This is a genomic window from Protofrankia sp. BMG5.30 (assembly GCF_001983005.1).
GTDB classification, from domain to species: domain Bacteria; phylum Actinomycetota; class Actinomycetes; order Frankiales; family Frankiaceae; genus Protofrankia; species Protofrankia coriariae.
In genome coordinates this window covers 106,973-124,157 of the sequence record NZ_MOME01000022.1, presented here as the reverse complement: position 1 = coordinate 124,157, position 17,185 = coordinate 106,973, and the positions used below count along the sequence as shown (strand labels likewise).

General features: G+C 72.9%; 12 protein-coding genes. 4 read left to right on the top strand and 8 right to left on the bottom strand.

What is annotated here, in order from left to right; genetic code table 11:
• Positions 1-582 precede the first annotated feature (582 nt).
• From BL254_RS14125 to BL254_RS14115, 3 genes are all read left to right on the top strand, one after another.
• Complete coding sequence (locus BL254_RS14125; protein WP_047222793.1) at positions 583-1,581, top strand: hypothetical protein; 999 nt, start codon at positions 583-585, stop codon at positions 1,579-1,581.
• A gap of 578 nt (positions 1,582-2,159) precedes the next feature.
• Positions 2,160-2,711: a DoxX family membrane protein gene (locus BL254_RS14120; protein WP_052914526.1), complete on the top strand. Its 552-nt coding sequence runs from the start codon at positions 2,160-2,162 to the stop codon at positions 2,709-2,711.
• A gap of 162 nt (positions 2,712-2,873) precedes the next feature.
• The gene (locus BL254_RS14115) at positions 2,874-3,860 is read left to right on the top strand and encodes a universal stress protein (RefSeq protein ID WP_047222751.1); all 987 of its coding nucleotides are present in this window, start codon (positions 2,874-2,876) and stop codon (positions 3,858-3,860) included.
• Between the two features lie 178 nt (positions 3,861-4,038).
• Here the strand turns inward: BL254_RS14115 and BL254_RS14110 are convergent, their stop codons facing one another.
• Positions 4,039-4,902 (bottom strand): DUF2267 domain-containing protein, encoded by an 864-nt coding sequence (locus tag BL254_RS14110; protein ID WP_047222750.1) that lies wholly within the window; start codon positions 4,900-4,902, stop codon positions 4,039-4,041.
• A gap of 410 nt (positions 4,903-5,312) precedes the next feature.
• On the opposite strand from BL254_RS14110, the gene BL254_RS14105 reads away from it, so the two are divergent.
• Complete coding sequence (locus BL254_RS14105; protein ID WP_083731079.1) at positions 5,313-5,771, top strand: Hsp20/alpha crystallin family protein; 459 nt, start codon at positions 5,313-5,315, stop codon at positions 5,769-5,771.
• Positions 5,772-6,043: 272 nt separating this feature from the next.
• On the opposite strand, the gene hisH is transcribed toward BL254_RS14105, so the two are convergent.
• From hisH to BL254_RS14070, 7 genes are all read right to left on the bottom strand, one after another.
• Complete coding sequence (gene hisH, locus BL254_RS14100) at positions 6,044-6,652, bottom strand: imidazole glycerol phosphate synthase subunit HisH (protein ID WP_076843511.1); 609 nt, start codon at positions 6,650-6,652, stop codon at positions 6,044-6,046.
• 16 nt (positions 6,653-6,668) lie between these two features.
• The gene (hisB, locus tag BL254_RS14095; RefSeq protein ID WP_013873786.1) at positions 6,669-7,256 is read right to left on the bottom strand and encodes an imidazoleglycerol-phosphate dehydratase HisB; all 588 of its coding nucleotides are present in this window, start codon (positions 7,254-7,256) and stop codon (positions 6,669-6,671) included.
• Positions 7,257-7,262: 6 nt separating this feature from the next.
• Entirely contained in the window at positions 7,263-8,609 is a 1,347-nt protein-coding gene (locus tag BL254_RS14090) for a histidinol-phosphate transaminase (protein ID WP_076843510.1), read from the bottom strand.
• Entirely contained in the window at positions 8,606-9,901 is a 1,296-nt protein-coding gene (gene hisD / locus BL254_RS14085) for a histidinol dehydrogenase (RefSeq protein WP_175648374.1), read from the bottom strand. Before hisD ends, BL254_RS14090 begins: the two co-directional genes overlap by 4 nt.
• A gap of 413 nt (positions 9,902-10,314) precedes the next feature.
• On the bottom strand, positions 10,315-11,115 hold the full coding sequence (locus tag BL254_RS14080; RefSeq protein ID WP_047222788.1) for an SAM-dependent methyltransferase: 801 nt from the start codon (positions 11,113-11,115) through the stop codon (positions 10,315-10,317).
• A gap of 362 nt (positions 11,116-11,477) precedes the next feature.
• Positions 11,478-12,854, bottom strand: coding sequence for a TIGR02679 family protein (locus BL254_RS14075; RefSeq protein ID WP_254858127.1), 1,377 nt, complete (start codon positions 12,852-12,854; stop codon positions 11,478-11,480).
• 80 nt (positions 12,855-12,934) lie between these two features.
• Entirely contained in the window at positions 12,935-17,185 is a 4,251-nt protein-coding gene (locus BL254_RS14070) for a TIGR02680 family protein (RefSeq protein ID WP_076843508.1), read from the bottom strand.

The window sequence follows — 17,185 nt, the reverse complement described above, 5'->3', positions numbered from 1 at the left end:
ACCACCAGACCCACACTAGGCCCGACAGCACCCGACACGGACGAGATTCATGGCACTGACTTTCGGCACGCTGTTGAGTTCTCAAGGAGCAAGCGCAGACCCGAGAGGCACCTTTCGGCGACCCGCTCGGAGCAACTGTTGCAACTTACTGACGTAGCCCCGCCGAGTCAAACGTCTCCGAATTATCCGGGATTCGCCTCGGGGGCGGCCGAACTCCCTGTGGGAAGCTCGGGCCGGGGATGGGGGCCACCTGGGCGATGAACTCGGCCTTCGGTGTCTCCCGGCTTTCCGCCGGCAGGGACAAACATACACGACGAAACGTCCGAGTTTCATGATCGCAAGCACTTCGTGGAAATTTTTTCCGCGTTCATCCAGCTACGCGAAGTAACACCCAGGAGAGGCCCCGAACACACTGACGGCATCAGTGCGATCACACAGCGCAGCCAGGAAGGGAGCTTCCCCGAGGGACAGGACTCGGGATGCCCGAGCGAGGGGCAGGGCTCTGGAGGGGAAGAAACGAGGAAGACCCGACAGCGCGGGAGACCGCGGGAGACACGGCGAGAGACAGGGACGGTGAAGATCATGTCGACAACCGGCGTAGTGCCCTCCCCTGAGCAGATCGAGGAAGTCGTCGCCGAGGCCGCACTGGCACCGTCGATCCACGACACCCAGCCGTGGCACTGGTTCGCCGGCACCGGACGCCTCGAACTGTTCACGGACCCGTCCCTCCTGCTCGGCGCCATCGACCCGGACGGGCGGCAGCTGCTGATCAGCTGCGGCGCGGCCCTGTACCACGCGCGCCTGGCGCTGCGAGCCCGCGACCTGCTCCCGGCGGTGACCCTCCTGCCGGACGGGCCCGGATACGCCGATCTCGACATGGACCTCGCGGGCAGGGAGCCACTGGCCACCATCCGGGCCGGCACCGCGCGCCCGCCCGACACCGAGGAGCGGGCGCTCATCGCGGCCACGCGGTCCCGGATCACCGATCGTCAGCCGCTGCGTCCCGCCCCGGTGCCGGCCACGATCACCGCAGCGCTCACGAAGGCGGCCGAAGCCGAAGGCTGCTGGCTGGCCACGCTGAGCGCCGCCGACGTGGCCGCCCTGAGCGTGGACAGCGTGTGGCTGGGCGCCATGGGCCGCCACACCGCGGCCGACTGGACCGGCGCACCGATCACGATCGGCACGCATGCCACAACAGGTACGGCCGGTACCCCGGACGCGGCCGGCGGGACCGCCCCGGACGCCGTCGGACGCCGCACCGGCGTGCCCACTCCGCCCGCGGGGCTGCGGCGGCCGACGGTCGTCGCGCTCGGGACGGACGCGGACCGGCCCGTCGACCGGCTTGCCGCCGGCCAGGCGGTCGCGCGGATACTGCTGACGGCCACGGCGCACGGTGCGGCGGCCCGCCCGGTCGGGCACGCCGAGGACATCGACGCCATCCGGGTCAGGGTGCGTGAGCTGCTTCGCAGCACCGGCCACGTCCAAATGATCTTTCTTGTCGGCTACCCGCTGCCCGGAGGCCGCCCGGTCGAGCCCGCCTCGCGGCGGCCGACAGCGGAAATCCTCACGATCGTGGACTGACATGACCACGGACCGGCGGCGAACGCGGACCTGCGGCGAACCCGGACCGGCGCCGCGGAAGGCCGCCCCGGCGGGCCGAACGCCCCCGGCGTCCACACGGCCGCCCGGCCCGGGAACCACGCCACCCGGCCCGGAACATCAACAGGAGACATCAGGTCGCCTGGCGGGCTGGGCAGCCCCGCCACCGGCATGACGAACCTGGGCGATCACACAGGTTGCCCGGTCGGTCCGGGTGTCCGCATCGCCCCCGGACGCGGGACCTGGGTAACCCACCGGACGGGCCGGAGGTCATCCCCCGGCACCGCGCCGGACGGGACCAACCGCCCCGGGGCACGGGCGTCCCGGCACTCTCCCGTGCCCACCTGTCCCTGCCACTGTCAACGTCACGGCCAGCGCGGAGACGGCCAGCGCGGAGGAGGAACACGGTGGCAGCACATCGGACGGCACCCACGACATCCCGGGAATACCAGGCATCCACGGACAGCTCGGCAGAGCGGCCCACCACAGCCACACCGGAAACGGCAAAGGCGGGCGCGACAGGGGCCACGACAGGAACCACGAGAGGGACGGAGCCGGGGATCCGGGCTCGGGCGACCCGCTCACCGCTGACGATCGGCCGCGGCCCGACCGTGCCGACGGCCAGCCAGGCGGCAGCGAACGCGCTGCTCGTCCTGCTGCGGCTGAGYCTGGGATGGATCTTCCTGTGGGCTTTCCTGGACAAGCTGTTCGGGCTCGGGCACGAGACCCCGTCCGCCCGGGCCTGGATCAACGGCGGCAGCCCGACCCAGGGGTTCCTGGCGAACTCGGCCACCGGGCCGTTCGAGGGCTTCTACCGCGGCATCGCCGGGGCGGCCTGGGCCGACTGGCTCTTCATGATCGGTCTTGCCGGGATCGGGATCGCTCTCATCCTCGGCATCGGCATGCGCCTGGCGGCCGGCGCGGGAGCCCTGATGCTCATCCTGATGTACACGGCCGTGCTCCCGCCCGCCAACAACCCGCTCATGGACGAGCACCTCGTCTATGCGATGGTCCTCGGCCTGCTCGCCTTCTCCCACGCCGGCCGGGTGTGCGGCCTCGGAGGCTGGTGGGAGCGGCAGGCCGTCGTCCGACGCTGCCCCTTCCTCGTCTGATCGCCCGCAGGGGAAGGCCCCGCGCACGGCCCCGCACAGGCGAAAAACCCCGCGCACGACCCGTGCGGACAAGCGGATCAACAGGGACGCGGATGGGTATACGGTCACCGACCGCCACCGGCCACGCGGACGAGAACCGATCCGCTCATGAAGGAGGCTGGCATGCAGGAGATCCGGGAGATCCGAGACGCTCGGGAAAGTCGAGAAATCCGAGAGATCGTTGTGGGGACGGACCTGTCCGAGGACGCCGACAAGGCGCTGAGCTGGGCCGTCGACGAAGCACAGCGCAGCGGCGCGACCGTGCGCGTGGTGCTCGCCTGGTCGGTCGAGCGCTGCCCACGGGTACTGGCCAACCACGTCCCGTCACACAACGCCGACCAGCTCGAGGCTGCCGCCGAGAAGCTCCTGCACGAAACCGTCGAGCGCATCCGCGCCACCGCGCCAGCCGTCACGATCATCGAGCAGCCCGGGCGCGCCGACCCGGTCGACGCCCTGCTCAACGCGGCTACCAACGCGCGGATGCTCGTGATCGGCGCGCGGGGCTCAGGACGCCTGCGCCGCCTCGTGACGGGCTCCGTCAGCGACGCCTGCGTGCACATGTCGGCCGGTGCCGTCGTGGTGGTCCGCTGGGCTCCGGAGCAGGGCCGCGGGTACGAGCGGCGTGACGGCCGGCTGGCCGGCGTGCCGCGGGAGAGGCGTCCGGTGCTTGTCGGGGTGGACGGCTCGGAAGGTTCGATCAACGCGCTGCGCTGGGCGGCCGCGGCAGCGGCCCAGCGCGGAGTGACCCTGCGTGTCCTCCATGTCTGGATGCCCGCGCCGGCGATGTACACCGGCTACTACGCCGGCTTCGAGGGAGAAGGACTGGAGAAGGCGGCCCAGGCCCTGCTCGAGGACACGTTGGCAAAGGGGCTGGGCGATCGTACGGACGTCACGGTGGACGCCGGGCTCATGCTCGGCGCCGCAGGGACCAGCCTGATCCGGCAGGCCGCCGGCGCCCAGCTGCTCGTCGTCGGTGCCCGTGGTCACGAGGGCTTCGCCGAGCTGCTGCTGGGCTCGACCAGTCAGCGTTGCACCCATCACTCCCCCTGCCCGGTCGCGGTGATCCACGGCGGCGGTCAGCGGCAGCACGGCGGGCGGCAACACCGGTAGGCACCGGTAGGCCCGCGGCGGGGCCGGCCCCGCCCAGCATCGCTCCGGGCGCTGCCGGCCTGACCAGGGCACACCTGGCCAGGCCGGCAGCGCCCGGACCAGGCTGGTAGCCCGGGACAGGCTGGGCCGGCTCGGGCCGGGTCGGACGACGGGCCGGGTCGGGTCGGAAAGGCCCTGGTCAGGCAGGTGGGGCGGGCGCTGTCGGGTCCGTCCACGTCCGTCTGAGCTCTTCGGGAAGGACGGCGGCGACGTCCTGGACCTCCTCCGGGACGAAGTCACGCAGCGTGTGTAGAACGGCGCCGGTGATGTCGCGGGCACGCCCGCGGTCGATGTGGTCGATCCGCAGCACCGCCTCGATGAACTCGTCCAGATGGCGCAGGTGCGCCAGAGCCCGGCCGCGCCGCCGCGGGGGCATGGTCAGGACCTGCACGTCCGCGGGCAGATGCGAGGCAACGTGCCGTCGCTCGGCCGCCGGCAGCCGCTCGAAGAACGTCGCCAGTACGGCGCGCACCGCCGGCTGGACGGTCCGCGGCTCGCAACCCGCCCGCTCCGCGGCGTCGAACAACCGCCGCAGCATGATGGAGCGGGTCGGGACCAGCTCGCCCTCGGATGGCCGGGTGTCCCCGCGGACGAGCCCTTCGTGCAACATCGACACGACCCCCTCGACCCCGGAGGTCCGCCAGATCGCATCCTCGACGGCGGTGACGTCGGCCGCGGTGGCGACATCGCCGTGCAGGATGACCACATGGTCGCGGACGGTCACATGTACCCGTGGGACGTCGAGCCTGCGCGTGACCGGGCCCAGCCGGGAACGCACCCGGTCGGCGAGGATGTCATCGGCGACGTCCGGGTCGGGACGGCCGCCAACGAGCCGGTAACGGAGCCCTCGCAGCCGTCCTCGCAGGTAGCGGAGCCGACGGCCGACCCGCTCCCGGACCAGGTCGGTCCCACGGCGGATGCGTCGCGACCGCGCGAGCAGCCCGGTGGCGACGCCCGTCGCCGCCCCCGCCGCCGTGGCGAGCGCTCTCCCGACGTATCTCATCTGCGCACCTCCCGGCGGCTGGTTTCACCAGCGTCGGGTACGAGCMGCGGCCGCGCCACCCGATGAGCCGCCGGCCGCCGTTTTCMGCCCTTTGCTCCCCTCCGGGCTCCCCGACCTTCCCTCCGACCTCCGCCCGCTTTCCCCGCCCGTATCCCGTATTTACTTCATGTTGTTTCATCATGCCCTGCGTCCGTTTCTTCCCCTCGTTCTGTCCCGCGCCGCCCGCGGGCCGTCGGGCAGGACACGAGGACGTCCGCCGAGGGCCGGGAGGCGGACCGCGGCGACAGGGCGCACGCTGGAGATGTGGGTGGATCCCGGTCAGCTCCGCGGATCCCGACCAGGAATCGACAAGGCGAGAAGGAACGACAACAAGGAATCATCGACAAGGCGACAAGGAATGAGGAGCAGCCGTGAAAGGGAGTAGCCGTCCGGCACTGATTCGACGCGAGCACACCGGCCAGGAACGGTCACCCGGCCGGCCGTGGTCACAGGAGGGGCGTCTGCGGGGCACACGGCGGCTGGGCCTGCGGGAGGACAGCGTGCGGGTCGAGGAGTACGCCGAGGACGGCGCCTACGTGGTGCGCGCTGAGCTCCCCGGCATCGACCCGGACCGGGATGTCGAGGTCACCGTGTCCGAAAGGGAGGTGTCGCTGCACGCCGAGCGCCGGGAGGAGCGGAGGGAGAAGGCCACCGGCCGCTACCGCACCGAGTTCCGCTACGGCTCACTCACCCGCTCGGTCGCCCTGCCGCCAGGGGCGAAGAAGGAGGAGGTCGCCGCCACTTACCACAACGGCATCCTCGAGGTCCGGATACCGGTTACGAGCGGCGAACCCAGAGCGGTCCGGATGATTAATATCCGTCACGACTGACGTACTTCTGGACATAGTGCCCGTAGATACATGCCGGTAGATACATGTCAGCCGTGGGTTCCTGTCCCCACGGCGCCGATGGCACGCTGCCGGCCGGACCGGCGTGCCACCAGGGCCACGGCGAACGCGGTACATCCGCGCCCTGGCCCACGATCACGGACTGCCAGGCGCGGGAAACGCGGATTCGCGGCCCCGCTTCTCCCGGCTTCTCCGTTTCCGCCGCTTCTCCGGTGCCGTCCGACACCAGGGGTCGCGGGCCGGCGGGCCACGGGTCAGCGCAGGGTGCGCAACCAGTTGGTGAGCAGGTGCGCACCCGCGTCCCCGGACTTCTCCGGGTGGAACTGGGTAGCGTACAGCGGGCCTCGTTCCACCGCCGCGGCAAAGGGTTCGCCGTGCTCGGCCACGGTGTCGCCGGGTGCGGGCTCGGCCGCGTACGAGTGGACGAAGTAGAAGYGGGTGTCCGCGGGCAGGCCGTCGAAGAGCACCGTCCCGGCCGGTGGTGCCACGGTGTTCCAGCCCATGTGCGGCAGGACCGGTGCGGCCAGCCGGCGGACCTGCCCGGCGAGCACGCCGAGCCCGCGGGTGCGCACGCCGTGCTCGTCCCCGAGGGTGTAGAGGACCTGCATCCCCACACAGATCCCCAGCACCGGACGTCCCTGGGCGACCCGCTCGTGGATGACCGGTGCCGCGCCGACCGCGTCGATCCCGGCCATGCACGCCGCGTAGGCGCCCACCCCGGGGACCACCAGGGCATCCGCGGCCCGGGCGACGTCCAGGTCGGCCGTGACGGTCACGTCCGCGCCGACCCGGGCGAGCGCCCGCTGCGCGCTGCGCAGGTTCCCCGACCCGTAGTCGAGGACGACCACCCGCGGCCCGGTCACCGCGGGCCCCTCCCCGTCAAAGCACGCCCTTGGTGGACGGCACGCCAGCCACCCGCCCGTCGAGCGCGACCGCGTCCCGCAGCGCCCGTGCGACCGCCTTGAACTGGGCCTCGACCACATGGTGGGCGTTGCGGCCCGACAGCACCCGCACGTGCAGGGCGATCCGCGCCGACGCGGCGATCGACTCGAAGACGTGCCGGGTCAGCGTCGTGTCGTAGGTGCCGATGAGCTCGATCAGCTCCGGTTCGACGACCACGCAGTACGGGCGGCCGGAAAGATCCACCGCGGCCTGCACCAGCGCCTCGTCCAGCGGCACCAGGGCGTCCCCGAAGCGCCGGATCCCGCTCTTGTCGCCGAGCGCCTCGCGCAGCGCGTCACCGAAGGCGATCGCGGTGTCCTCGACCGTGTGGTGGGCGTCGACGTGCAGGTCACCGCGGGTGCGGACGGTGAGATCGAAACCTCCGTGCTTGCCGAGCTGGCTGACCATGTGGTCGAAGAACGGCACCCCGGTGAACGACGACGACACACCCGCCCCGTCGAGATCCAGTTCGACGACGACGTGCGACTCCAGGGTCTTGCGCTCGATGCGGGCTGTGCGACCCATCCCTGGTCACTCCTCCCCGAGGTAGGGCAGTTCGACGGTGGGCCTCGTGTCGCCGGACGTCGCGGCCGCGGAGGCCGGGCCCGCCAGCGTGCCGGCGGAGGGCGTCAGCGCCGCGGTCCCCTCGGTCAGCAGCGTACGGGTCGCCGTCAGGAAGGCGTCGACCTCGTTCGGCAGACCGGCGGTGACCCGCAGCCAACCGGGCAGGCCGACGTCCCGGACGAGCACGCCCGCGTCGAGCAGCCCCTGCCACGCCGCCCGCTGGTCGGTGAACCGGCCGAACAGGACGAAGTTCGCGTCGCTCGGCGCCACCGCGCAGCCGAGCCCGGTCAGCTCGGCCACCAGCCGGTCACGCTGCGCCTTGACCGCCTCGACCGTGGCGAGCAGCTCGTCGGCGTGCGCGAGCGCGGTGCGCGCGACCGCCTGCGTGAAGGTCGACAGATGGTACGGCAGGCGCACCAGCTGCAACGCGTCGACCACGGCCGGGTGCGCGGCGAGGTAGCCGATGCGGGCGCCGGCCAGCGCGAACGCCTTGCTCATCGTCCGGGTGACCACCAGCCGCGGCTGGGACGGCAGCAGGGTCAGCGCGCTGGGGACCCCGGCGCGGCGGAACTCCGCGTACGCCTCGTCCACGACCACGAGGCCGGAGCCGGTCTCACCGACCGCCGCGCACGCGGCCAGCACCACCTCCACCGGCAGCGCGGTGCCGGTGGGGTTGTTCGGCGACGCCAGGAAGACCAGGGACGGCCGGTACCGGTGGATCGTCGCGGCGACCGCGTCCGGGTCGAGGGTGAAGTCGGGCTCGCGGCGCTCACCGGCCCAGCCGGTCGCGGTCGCCACCGCGATCAGCCGGTGCATCGAATAGGACGGCTCGTACCCCAGCGCGACCCGGCCCGGCCCGCCGAAGGCCTGGCAGAGCTGCTGGAGCACCTCGTTCGAGCCGTTCGCCGCCCACACCTGGTCGGTGCGCAGGCCGAAACCGGCGTCCGGGGTCAGGTAGTAGGCCAGGTCGGCGCGCAGCGCCTCGGCCTGGCGGTCCGGATAGCGGTTGGCCTCGGTGGCGGCGAGGGAGGCGGCCTTGCCCAGGGCGTCCACCAGCCCGACGGACGGCGGGTGCGGGTTCTCGTTGGTGTTGAGCAGCACCGGGACGTCGAGCTGCGGCGCGCCGTAGGGCACCATGCCGCGCAGGTCGTCCCGCAGCGGCAGCTCGTCGAGCGTGGGCGAGCGCACCGGGCGGGCGCGGCCGGCGGGCGTGGGCCGGCCACCGGCCGCGCCGTCCGGCCCCGAGCCGGCCGCCGGGCCGGTCACCGGCCCGGCTCCGCTCGCCGGTCCCGATCCCGATCCTGTCGTGGTCATCGCAGCCGCACCTCCACCGCGTCGACGTGGGCGATGAGATCCTCGGCGCCACCGAGCGCGGCGATCCTGGGCGCCACCTCGGCAAGAGCGTCACGGTCGCACTCCACCACGTGAACCTGCCGTTGGAACGCCGACACCGAAAGCCCACCGCTGTGCCGGGCGGTACCGCCCGTCGGCAGGACATGGTTCGAGCCGGCGAGATAGTCCCCCAGCGACACCGGTGCCCATACCCCCACGAACACGGCCCCGGCATTGCGGACCCGGCCGGCGACGGCCGCGGCATCCGCGGTCTGGATCTCCAGATGTTCGGCGGCCCAGGCATCGACCACCGCCAGGCCCGCGTCGACGTCGTCGACCAGCACCGCCGCCCCCTGGCCGGTCAGTGCCGTGCGTACCCGCTCCTGGTGGCGGGTCACCGCGACCTGCTTGTCGAGTTCGGTCTCGACCGCGTCGAGCAGGTCGGTCGACGGGGTGACCAGCAGGCAGGCGGCCATCGGGTCGTGCTCGGCCTGGGCGATCAGGTCGGCCGCGACGTGGGCGGGGTCCGCGGTGTCGTCGGCGAGGATCGCGACCTCGGTCGGTCCGGCCTCGGCGTCCACTCCGACCAGGCCGCGCAGCAGCCGCTTCGCCGCGGTCACGTAGATGTTGCCCGGCCCGGTCACCACGTCCACCGCCGGGCAGCTGGACGTCCCGTGGGCGAACATCGCGATCGCCTGGGCACCGCCGGCGGCGTACACCTCCTCCACGCCCAGCAGCGCGGCGGCGGCGAGGACCACCGGATGTGGCAGACCGCCGAACTCCGCCTGCGGCGGCGACGCCAGCGCCAGGGAGCCGACCCCGGCCTCCTGCGCCGGCACGACGTTCATCACCACGCTGCTGGGGTAGGCGACCCGCCCGCCCGGCACGTAGAGGCCGACCCGCTGCACCGGGATCCAACGCTCCGTCACCCTGGTGCCCGGGGCCACGTCGATGGTCACCGGTTCGCGGCGCTGGGCGCGGTGCACCAGCCTGGTTCRCCGGATCGCCTCCTCAAGGGCGTCCCGTACCCGCGGGTCGAGGCCGTCCAGCGCGGCGGCCAGCGCATCCGCGGCAACCCGGACCGAGGGCGGCCGCACCCCGTCGAAACGCTCCCCCGCGTCGAGGACAGCGGCGTCCCCCCGGTCGCGCACGTCGTCGCAGACCGGGCGGACCGCTTCCAGCGCGGCATCGACGTCCAGCGCGGCGCGGGGCAGCAGCCCGCGTACCTGTGGCGGTGACGGCAGACTTCCACGCAGGTCGAGCGTTCTCAGCACGACGATGAGCGTATCGGTACTCACCCCCGATCCGTCGATCTCCCGGATCCCAACGGCCTTACTCCCCACCGGCAGGCTCCGCCGGGACCAGCCGAAAAGCCCGCCCCAGCACCCCGCGGGCCGCCCGCCGCCAGCCGGGCCGTCACCCCCGCCGCCGGACGCGAATCCAGGACGCGCCGCCCACCGTGACCAGCCGGGCCCACGATGTGGCATCCTTGCTGCTATGGGGCAATGCCGCTTAACTAAGCGGCATTGCCCCATAGCAGTGCCTCGCATGCCCTCGGCCTTCTCTATTGCTCTCGTCACCGCACCCCGGCGCCGGTGGTGTCGGTAAAGGGGGGGTCGGGCAGCGTGGACGCGTGCTCCGGTCCCCCGGTTGTCCGTTCTCCTGTTGCCAGAGGCGGGGCGGACGCCTACGGCTTTCGGGCTACGGCGCCGTGTCCGTCCACCGGTTCGCCGGGGTTGTTGGGGTCCGGCCGCCACGACGAGATCGGCACCACGCCCGGCTCCACGAGTTCCAGACCCTCGAAGAAACGGGCGATCTGTTGCGGGGTGCGCAGGACATAGGGAACCGCGCCGGTGTCGTCGTAACCCTGCTGGGCCTCGTCGAATCCTTCGCTGGTGTCGGTGCCGTCCCACAGCACCAGGTAGCTGCCGGACGGAACGGCGGCCACCACTCTCTTCACGATCGACAGCGCCTCGTCGACATCGGCGACGTGGCCGAGGGAACCCATGAACATGACCGCGATCGGCCTGGTGAAGTTCAGTACGTTCCTGGCGTCGGACACGATCTGGTCCGGATTGTGGAAGTCCGCGTCGACGTAGGTCGTCACACCTTCCGGCGTGGTGTTGACCAGCAGGGCGCGGGCGTGCGCCAGCACGAGCGGGTCGTTGTCGACGTAGACGATGCGGGATTCCGGGGCGATGCGCTGGGCGACCTGATGGGTGTTCTCCAGGGTTGGCAGGCCGGTGCCGACGTCGAGGAACTGACGGATACCCGCCTCACCGGCCAGGTAGCTGACAGCACGGATGAGGAACTGCCGGGACTGCTTGGCCAGCGGGACAATGCCGGGAAAAGTGGCGACGTAGGCGTCGCCGGCCTCCCGGTCGGCCGGGTAGTTGTCCTTGCCGCCCATCCAGTAGTTCCAGATCCGGGCCGAGTGCGGCACGGTCGTGTCGATTGTCGAGGGCGCTTGGTCATCGGCGGGTACCACCGACGTGAAGTCCCATTCGGCGTTGTCGCCCTGCTCGCTCACAGCATCTCCATGGACGTCAGCTTGGCTCGGGACACCCTACGAGTGCCTCGGAACCCGGGCCCAGCACCGGATTCATGCGCATTCTTCCAGAGCGCGAACGCGACATCCCGCACGGGTGATCTCACGGCGGCCAGCCGCAGGCATCCCGGTAGGGTATTTCTGGAGTGATCGGCGTGGTTCCATTGTGACGGCTGCCTGCTGCGGTAGACAAAGATTCCAAAAGGATCTCGGCACGACCAGACCAACGGGTTGTCGAACACTCTGGAGCCAGATCGTCMAGACCATCCCCGATGACTCTTAGGCAAGATCGTAAATTCGGATCAGTCCGGCGCTTCGGCCAGGGCGACCGGTCCGCCYGCCCGCGAGTCGCCATGAAGATCATGTGATCGGTGCGACCGGCCATCACCGGCACGGACGTCACCAGCGAGGTCGGCGAGGAGGATGTCCGCGAGCCGTTCTTCCGGGACCGCGATGTCCCGGGCGCGTAGGGCGGCCGCAAGGTCCTGATCCCAGGGCGCGTCGGTGACGTGGCCCGGCCGGGCCACGCCCGTGGATCCCGCCGGAGCCGCGGCGGCCGGGTGATCGGCTGCGGCCGGCACGGCATCAGCCCGCACGGCCTCAGATGGCATGGCCGCAACCGCGGCGAGGTAGTCGGCGGCGGCCATCCGCCATGGCCTGGCACCGGTCCGCGTCATGACGTGCGCGGCGATCCGTAGGCCGTCGCCGTCGAAGTCGCCGTGATAGCGCAGGTCCGCGTCTGATGCGGCCAGCTGGCGCAGCAGCGTGATCGCGGCGCTGGAGGGCCAGCCGGCTGTGCAGACCAGCGGTGGGCACGCGACACCGAACCGCGTGATCGCCATGGTGACCAGCGAGGGGTTCTCGACGACCCACACCCGCCGCGCGACGACACGCAGCCCCGGACAGGCGCGGACCTGGGCCAACGTGACGACGCTGGCCTGCCCGGCCTCGGCCCACAGCCGCAGCGCGCGGCTCAGCGGGTCGTCACCGACCGGCCGCAGGCCCGCGACGAGCACCTGGGCGGACAGCGCGTCGCTGGCGACCCCGGCGCGTTCCCAGAGCGCGCGGCGCTCGTCCGCGCCGGCCGGCGGCGCGACACCGTAGATCGCGGCCAGCGCGCGCAGGACCAGGGTGGACAGCCGCGTCCCGTCGTCGAGGGCATGGGTGCGCCCGACGACCGCGTCCGCGAAGGCCGGCAGCGGCTGGCCGTCCGCCRGCAGCCTGGCCAGGACGCGCAGCGCCGCGTCGAGCAGCGCGCGCGTCGCGTCCACCGAACCGTCGACGACGCCCGCCCGCCGGACGTCCGCGGCCCAGGCCAGCAGCGCGGGTTCGGCGGCGACGACGGGCTGCGCGCACAGCCATTCCCACAGGTCACGCCGGGCGCGCGCCGCCGCGGCCCGGGACGCCGCCCGGTCGGTGAACGGGCCGTGCAGCGCCTCGGCCACGGTGCGCGCGTCGAGGCCGAACGACGTGCGCAGGAGCGTGTCGAGGCGGTCGAGGTGGACGGTGGTGACGCTGCCCGGCAGCCGGTCCAGCCCCAGCAGGTCCGCGAGGGCGGTCCGCTGGTTGTCGTCGAGCGGTCCGATGCGCAGGGAGGTGACGGGTCGTCCGCTCGAGAGGCGAGCGTGCAGCGCCCGCCACAGCGGGGCAAGAGCCGGTCGTTCCAGCCCGGCGGCCACGCGGGGAGCCCCGCCCGTCCTGCCATCGGTTGTACCGGCATCGGCCTGGCTGGTCCCTGGGGCCGCATCGGCCTGGCTGGTCACAGCGGCTGGCCGTCCGCGTCCGTCAGGCGCAGGCCGTCCCAGGTGAAGCGGGCCGTCGTCACGGCGTCGTCGCTGCCGTCCCCGGTGATAAGGGAGTGGATCGCGATCCCGTCGAGCTCGCGGTACATGCACCACTCGTGGTCAGATGTGATCATCAGGTCGAGGTCGAGCGAGGCGAGCAGCTCGAACACCTGGCCGCGGTTGGTCGTGTCGACGCCGACGAAGACCTCGTCGAGCAGGATCAGGCGCGGGGCGGTCGGCGCCGACTGGTAGTGCGCGGCGAGCGCCGCGAACAGCGGCAGGTGCAGGGCGATCGCCTTCTCACCGCCTGACAGCGCGCCGTGCAGCTTCTTGGTCAACGGCTGCCAGCCCCGCTCGTTGCCGCGGTCGACGCGGACGATGAACTGGTGCCAGGCCGTGTAGTCAAACACCCGCAGGAGCTGTTCCTCCCAGCCGGTCGCGGTGTCGTCGTCACGGGCGTCGTCGACCCGGGCGCGCAGGAACTCGTGCAGCGCCTCATGGTCGGCTTTGGTGAGCTGGCTCGGGTCCCGCAGGAGCAGGTCGCGGGCGCCGCGGGTCGCGGCGGGCAGGGCCGGGTCGACCCGCCACTGGATCTGGACGGCGGTCCTGGATGCGGTGCGTACCCTCTCCAGCCGGCTGTTCATGTCCGCGACGAGGGCGTTCGCCTGCCGGATCCGGTCGGCGACGTGCCGGCGGGTGTTGCCGGTGAGTGTCCGGTCGAACAACTCCCGTTCACCTTCGGTGATCTCGGCGCGGGAGCGCTCCCGCTCGTCGCGGACAGCGTCGTGCAGATGGGCGGCACCGACGCGGATCCCGTCGACGGCCGCCGTGAGAATCTGGATGTCCTCGTCCGGCTCCAGGACCAGCTCGGCCCGGTCCGCGAGTGCCTGCCGGCTGCGGTGCACGGCGTCGGTCAGCCGGGTCTCGGCCTCCTTGAGGTTCTGCCTGGCGTACGGGGTGGTCGTGAGCCTGGCCGCGACCGCGCGGGCGGCCTCCAGAGTGGGGCGCACCCCGTCCAGCCCGGCGAGCGGGATGTCGAGCCGCGTGTCCGCGGCGAGGCTGCCGGCCCCGAGGTGCCGAAACCGGTTCGCCCGGCTGTCACGTTCGGCGACGGCGGCCTCGCGGCGGTCCGCGTCCACGACACGCCGCTCGTCCAGCTCGCCGACGCGGCGCTCCAGCGCGCGCCCTGACTGCTCCATCATCACGCGCTGTTTCGCCAGTTCCTCCAGCCGGCGCCGGGCGCCGGCGATCTCGTCGAGGACCTGCCGGTACTCGGGCCCGATCGCGGCCTCGATCCCGTCGAGTTTCGCGCGCAGGCGCTGGGTCTCCCCCGCCGCATCGCCCGCCGTCGCGGCGAGCCCGAGCGCGCTCTCCTGGGATCTGGTGGCCACCCCCGCCGCGGCCACCGCGGCGTCTCGGGCGGCGGTGGCCCGCTGGTGGCAGTCGAGCCAGCCGTCCGCCAGCCGGTGGAAGGCCGTCGCGGCATCCTGCACCGCCTCCAACGCGTCCGTGTCGGTCGGCAGCCCGTGCTCGGCGCCCGCCGCGGTCAGGGCACGGGTCGCGGCGCGCACCGCGTCCTCGCCTTCCCGGACCTCCTCCAGCCGGTGGCTGACCACGTCGTCACGGGCGGCCACCGCCGCGTCCGCAGCCTCCAGCGCGCCGCGCGCGGTGTCGAGCGCGCGGTGACTCGGCCGGGCGCGGCGCTCCGCCGCGATCCGTTCCCGCCGGGCGCCGAGTTCGCCGAGTTCCCGGCCGATGCCGGCGAGAACGTCGTCCAGCTGGCTGATCAGCCTGGTCAGCTCGTCGACACGGCGTCGGCGAGCCCGGTCACGCGCCAGCGCCCCGATGTGGGCGGGCTCCGGCTTCGACCAGCTGCCCCGGGCCGCCGCCAGCCGCCAGGTGCCGTCGGCGCCGACCGCGACCGGGTGGCCGTCGGGCACGGTGGTATCGACGGCGATCCCGGCGAGCAGGCGCAGCACCCGCTCGGCCGGCACCTTCGCGTCTGGCTCGGGTGTGAGCACCGCGCCCAGCCCGCCCGCGGGCGCGGGGGCCATCCGGTCGACGTCGATGACCGTGTCGTGCCCGGGGACGGTGAGCCCGCCCGTCGGGAACACCCAGGCGTCGAGCAGCCCGGCGGCTTCCAGCGCCGCCTCAATGCCCGCCTGGACGGCCGGGGCGACGCCGTCGCGGAAAGACACCAGCCGCCACAGCGGCGCGCCGGGCAGCCCGGCCCGGTCGGCGGTCCTGGTCGGCGGGGCGGACGGCGGCAGCTCGGTGAGGATCAGCAGCCGGTCCCGCTCCGCCGTGTGCGCGTCCCGTTCGGCGTCGCGGTCCCTGTGCTCCCGGGCCAGCTCGGCCGACCGGGCGGCGATCGCCTCGAGCAGCGGGCCGGCGGTCTCCTCGACGAGGCGCAGGACGTCGGGTTCGGACTCGGCCGCGTCGCGCAGCGCCCCCGGGTCGGTGAACCGCAGCTGCGCGCAGCTGGCGGCCCAGCGGGCCAGCGCCTCGCCGAGGGCCTCCCGCGCGTCCTCGTATGCCACGCGGGCATCGCGCCGAGCCGCTGTCGCGGCGGTGAGTTCCTGGCGGGCCCGCTCCAGGTTCCGCTCCGCCGTGGTCCGCGTGTCGACCGCGGACCGGTGTTCACCCAGCGCACGGCGTACGGCGCCGATCTGACGGCCTCGGGCCTCGACCGCCGCGCGCAGCAACGACCGGGGCCGCGTCGCCGCGGCACTCCACGAGGCGGCGGCGTCCTCGCGGTCCTCCCCGGCGCCGGCGGCGCGCTCGGTGACGGCAGCGAGCTGCTGGTAGGTCGCGGTCATGCCCGCCCGGTCGGCGGCGGGGCGGGCCGTCTCCCGCGCGGACGCGAGCTCGGCCTCGGCACGGGCCGCGCCCGTCGCCGTCCGGGTGGCGGTGGCCTTGTCGACACGCGCCCGCTCCTGCGCCCCGGTGGCCTGCTCGCGGGTGTCGGCGGCGCGTCGCTGTGCCGCGCGGACCTGGCCGCGCAGCTCGTCGAGCCGCCCACCGGCCCGGTAGGCGTCACTGACCTGCAGGCCCTCGACCCGGGCCTGCAGCGTCCCGCGGTCGGTTTCGGCGGCCGTGATGCGCTCGTCGAGCGCCTCGCGCTCAGCGACGACCCGGTCGTACTCCTCCTGGCTTTCCCGGGCCGTGCGTGTCAGCGCGTCCAGGGTGCTGGTGGCGGAGATGAGGTCGGCGGCGGCCGCGCGCAGCACCCGGCTGGCATAGGCTCGCTGCCGGTCGGCCAGTACCCGCGCGGCCTCGACCTCCTCGTCGAGCCGGCGCAGGCTCTCCCGCTGTCGGTCCAGGCGCTCGAATCCCTCGGCCAGCTCGGCGATCTCGGCTCCCCCGAGCGGCGGCAGCGCCCGGGACAGCAGCGTCGACAGCAGCGACGGGTCGAGCCGTTCCGACAGTTTGGGCGTCCGCAGCTGCAGCATCGCGGTGATCAGCCCGCTGTAGCGCTGCTCGCTCAGGCCGCCGAACAGCTCGGCGCGGATCGCCGCCCGGTAGTCGGCCGCGGTGGGGTACAGCTGGCCCGTGTCACCCAGCTCCGCCTCCAGCCGTTTGCGCGTCAGCGGGGCGTTCGCCTCGTCAACCACGCTCAGGCCACCGGGCAGCCCGATCCGGCTGGTGGTCGTGAAGTAGTTCGCTGTCGCCGATGCCGTGTGCACGGACGCCTGCAGCCGCGCGCCGCAGGTGAACCAACGTTCATCGGACCCGTCGATCCCGTCATCGGACCCGTCGGTCCCGTCGTCGGGCCTGGCCGGCCCACCGCCCTCGCGCCCGCCGTCACCGACGCCGTCACCGTCGCCGACGGGCCRCACCGGGCTCGGCTGGCCGGTCGGGCCGGTCTCGCCGGTCTCGGGGAGAGCACCGAAACGGAACTCGATCCAGACGTAGCCGACGCGGGTCTGGCCGCTCGCGCCGTCCCCCATCAGGTTCCAGTGCATCGTGCGTTCCGGCCCGCCGAACGTCGACAGCCGCCTGGCCTGCAGGTTCGCGTCGAGCAGGTACGGCAGCAGCAGCTCCAGCGCCTTGGACTTGCCGGTGCCGTTACGACCGCGCAGCAGCAGCCGGCCGCGGTGGAAGTGGAACGTCTCGTCGTAGTAGCGCCAGACGTTGACGATCCCGGCGCGCTGTGGCCGCCAGCGGGCCACCCGGGCCTGGGCGTCGGCCGGAGCCGGGCGAACGGGCAGCCTGGTCACGCTCAT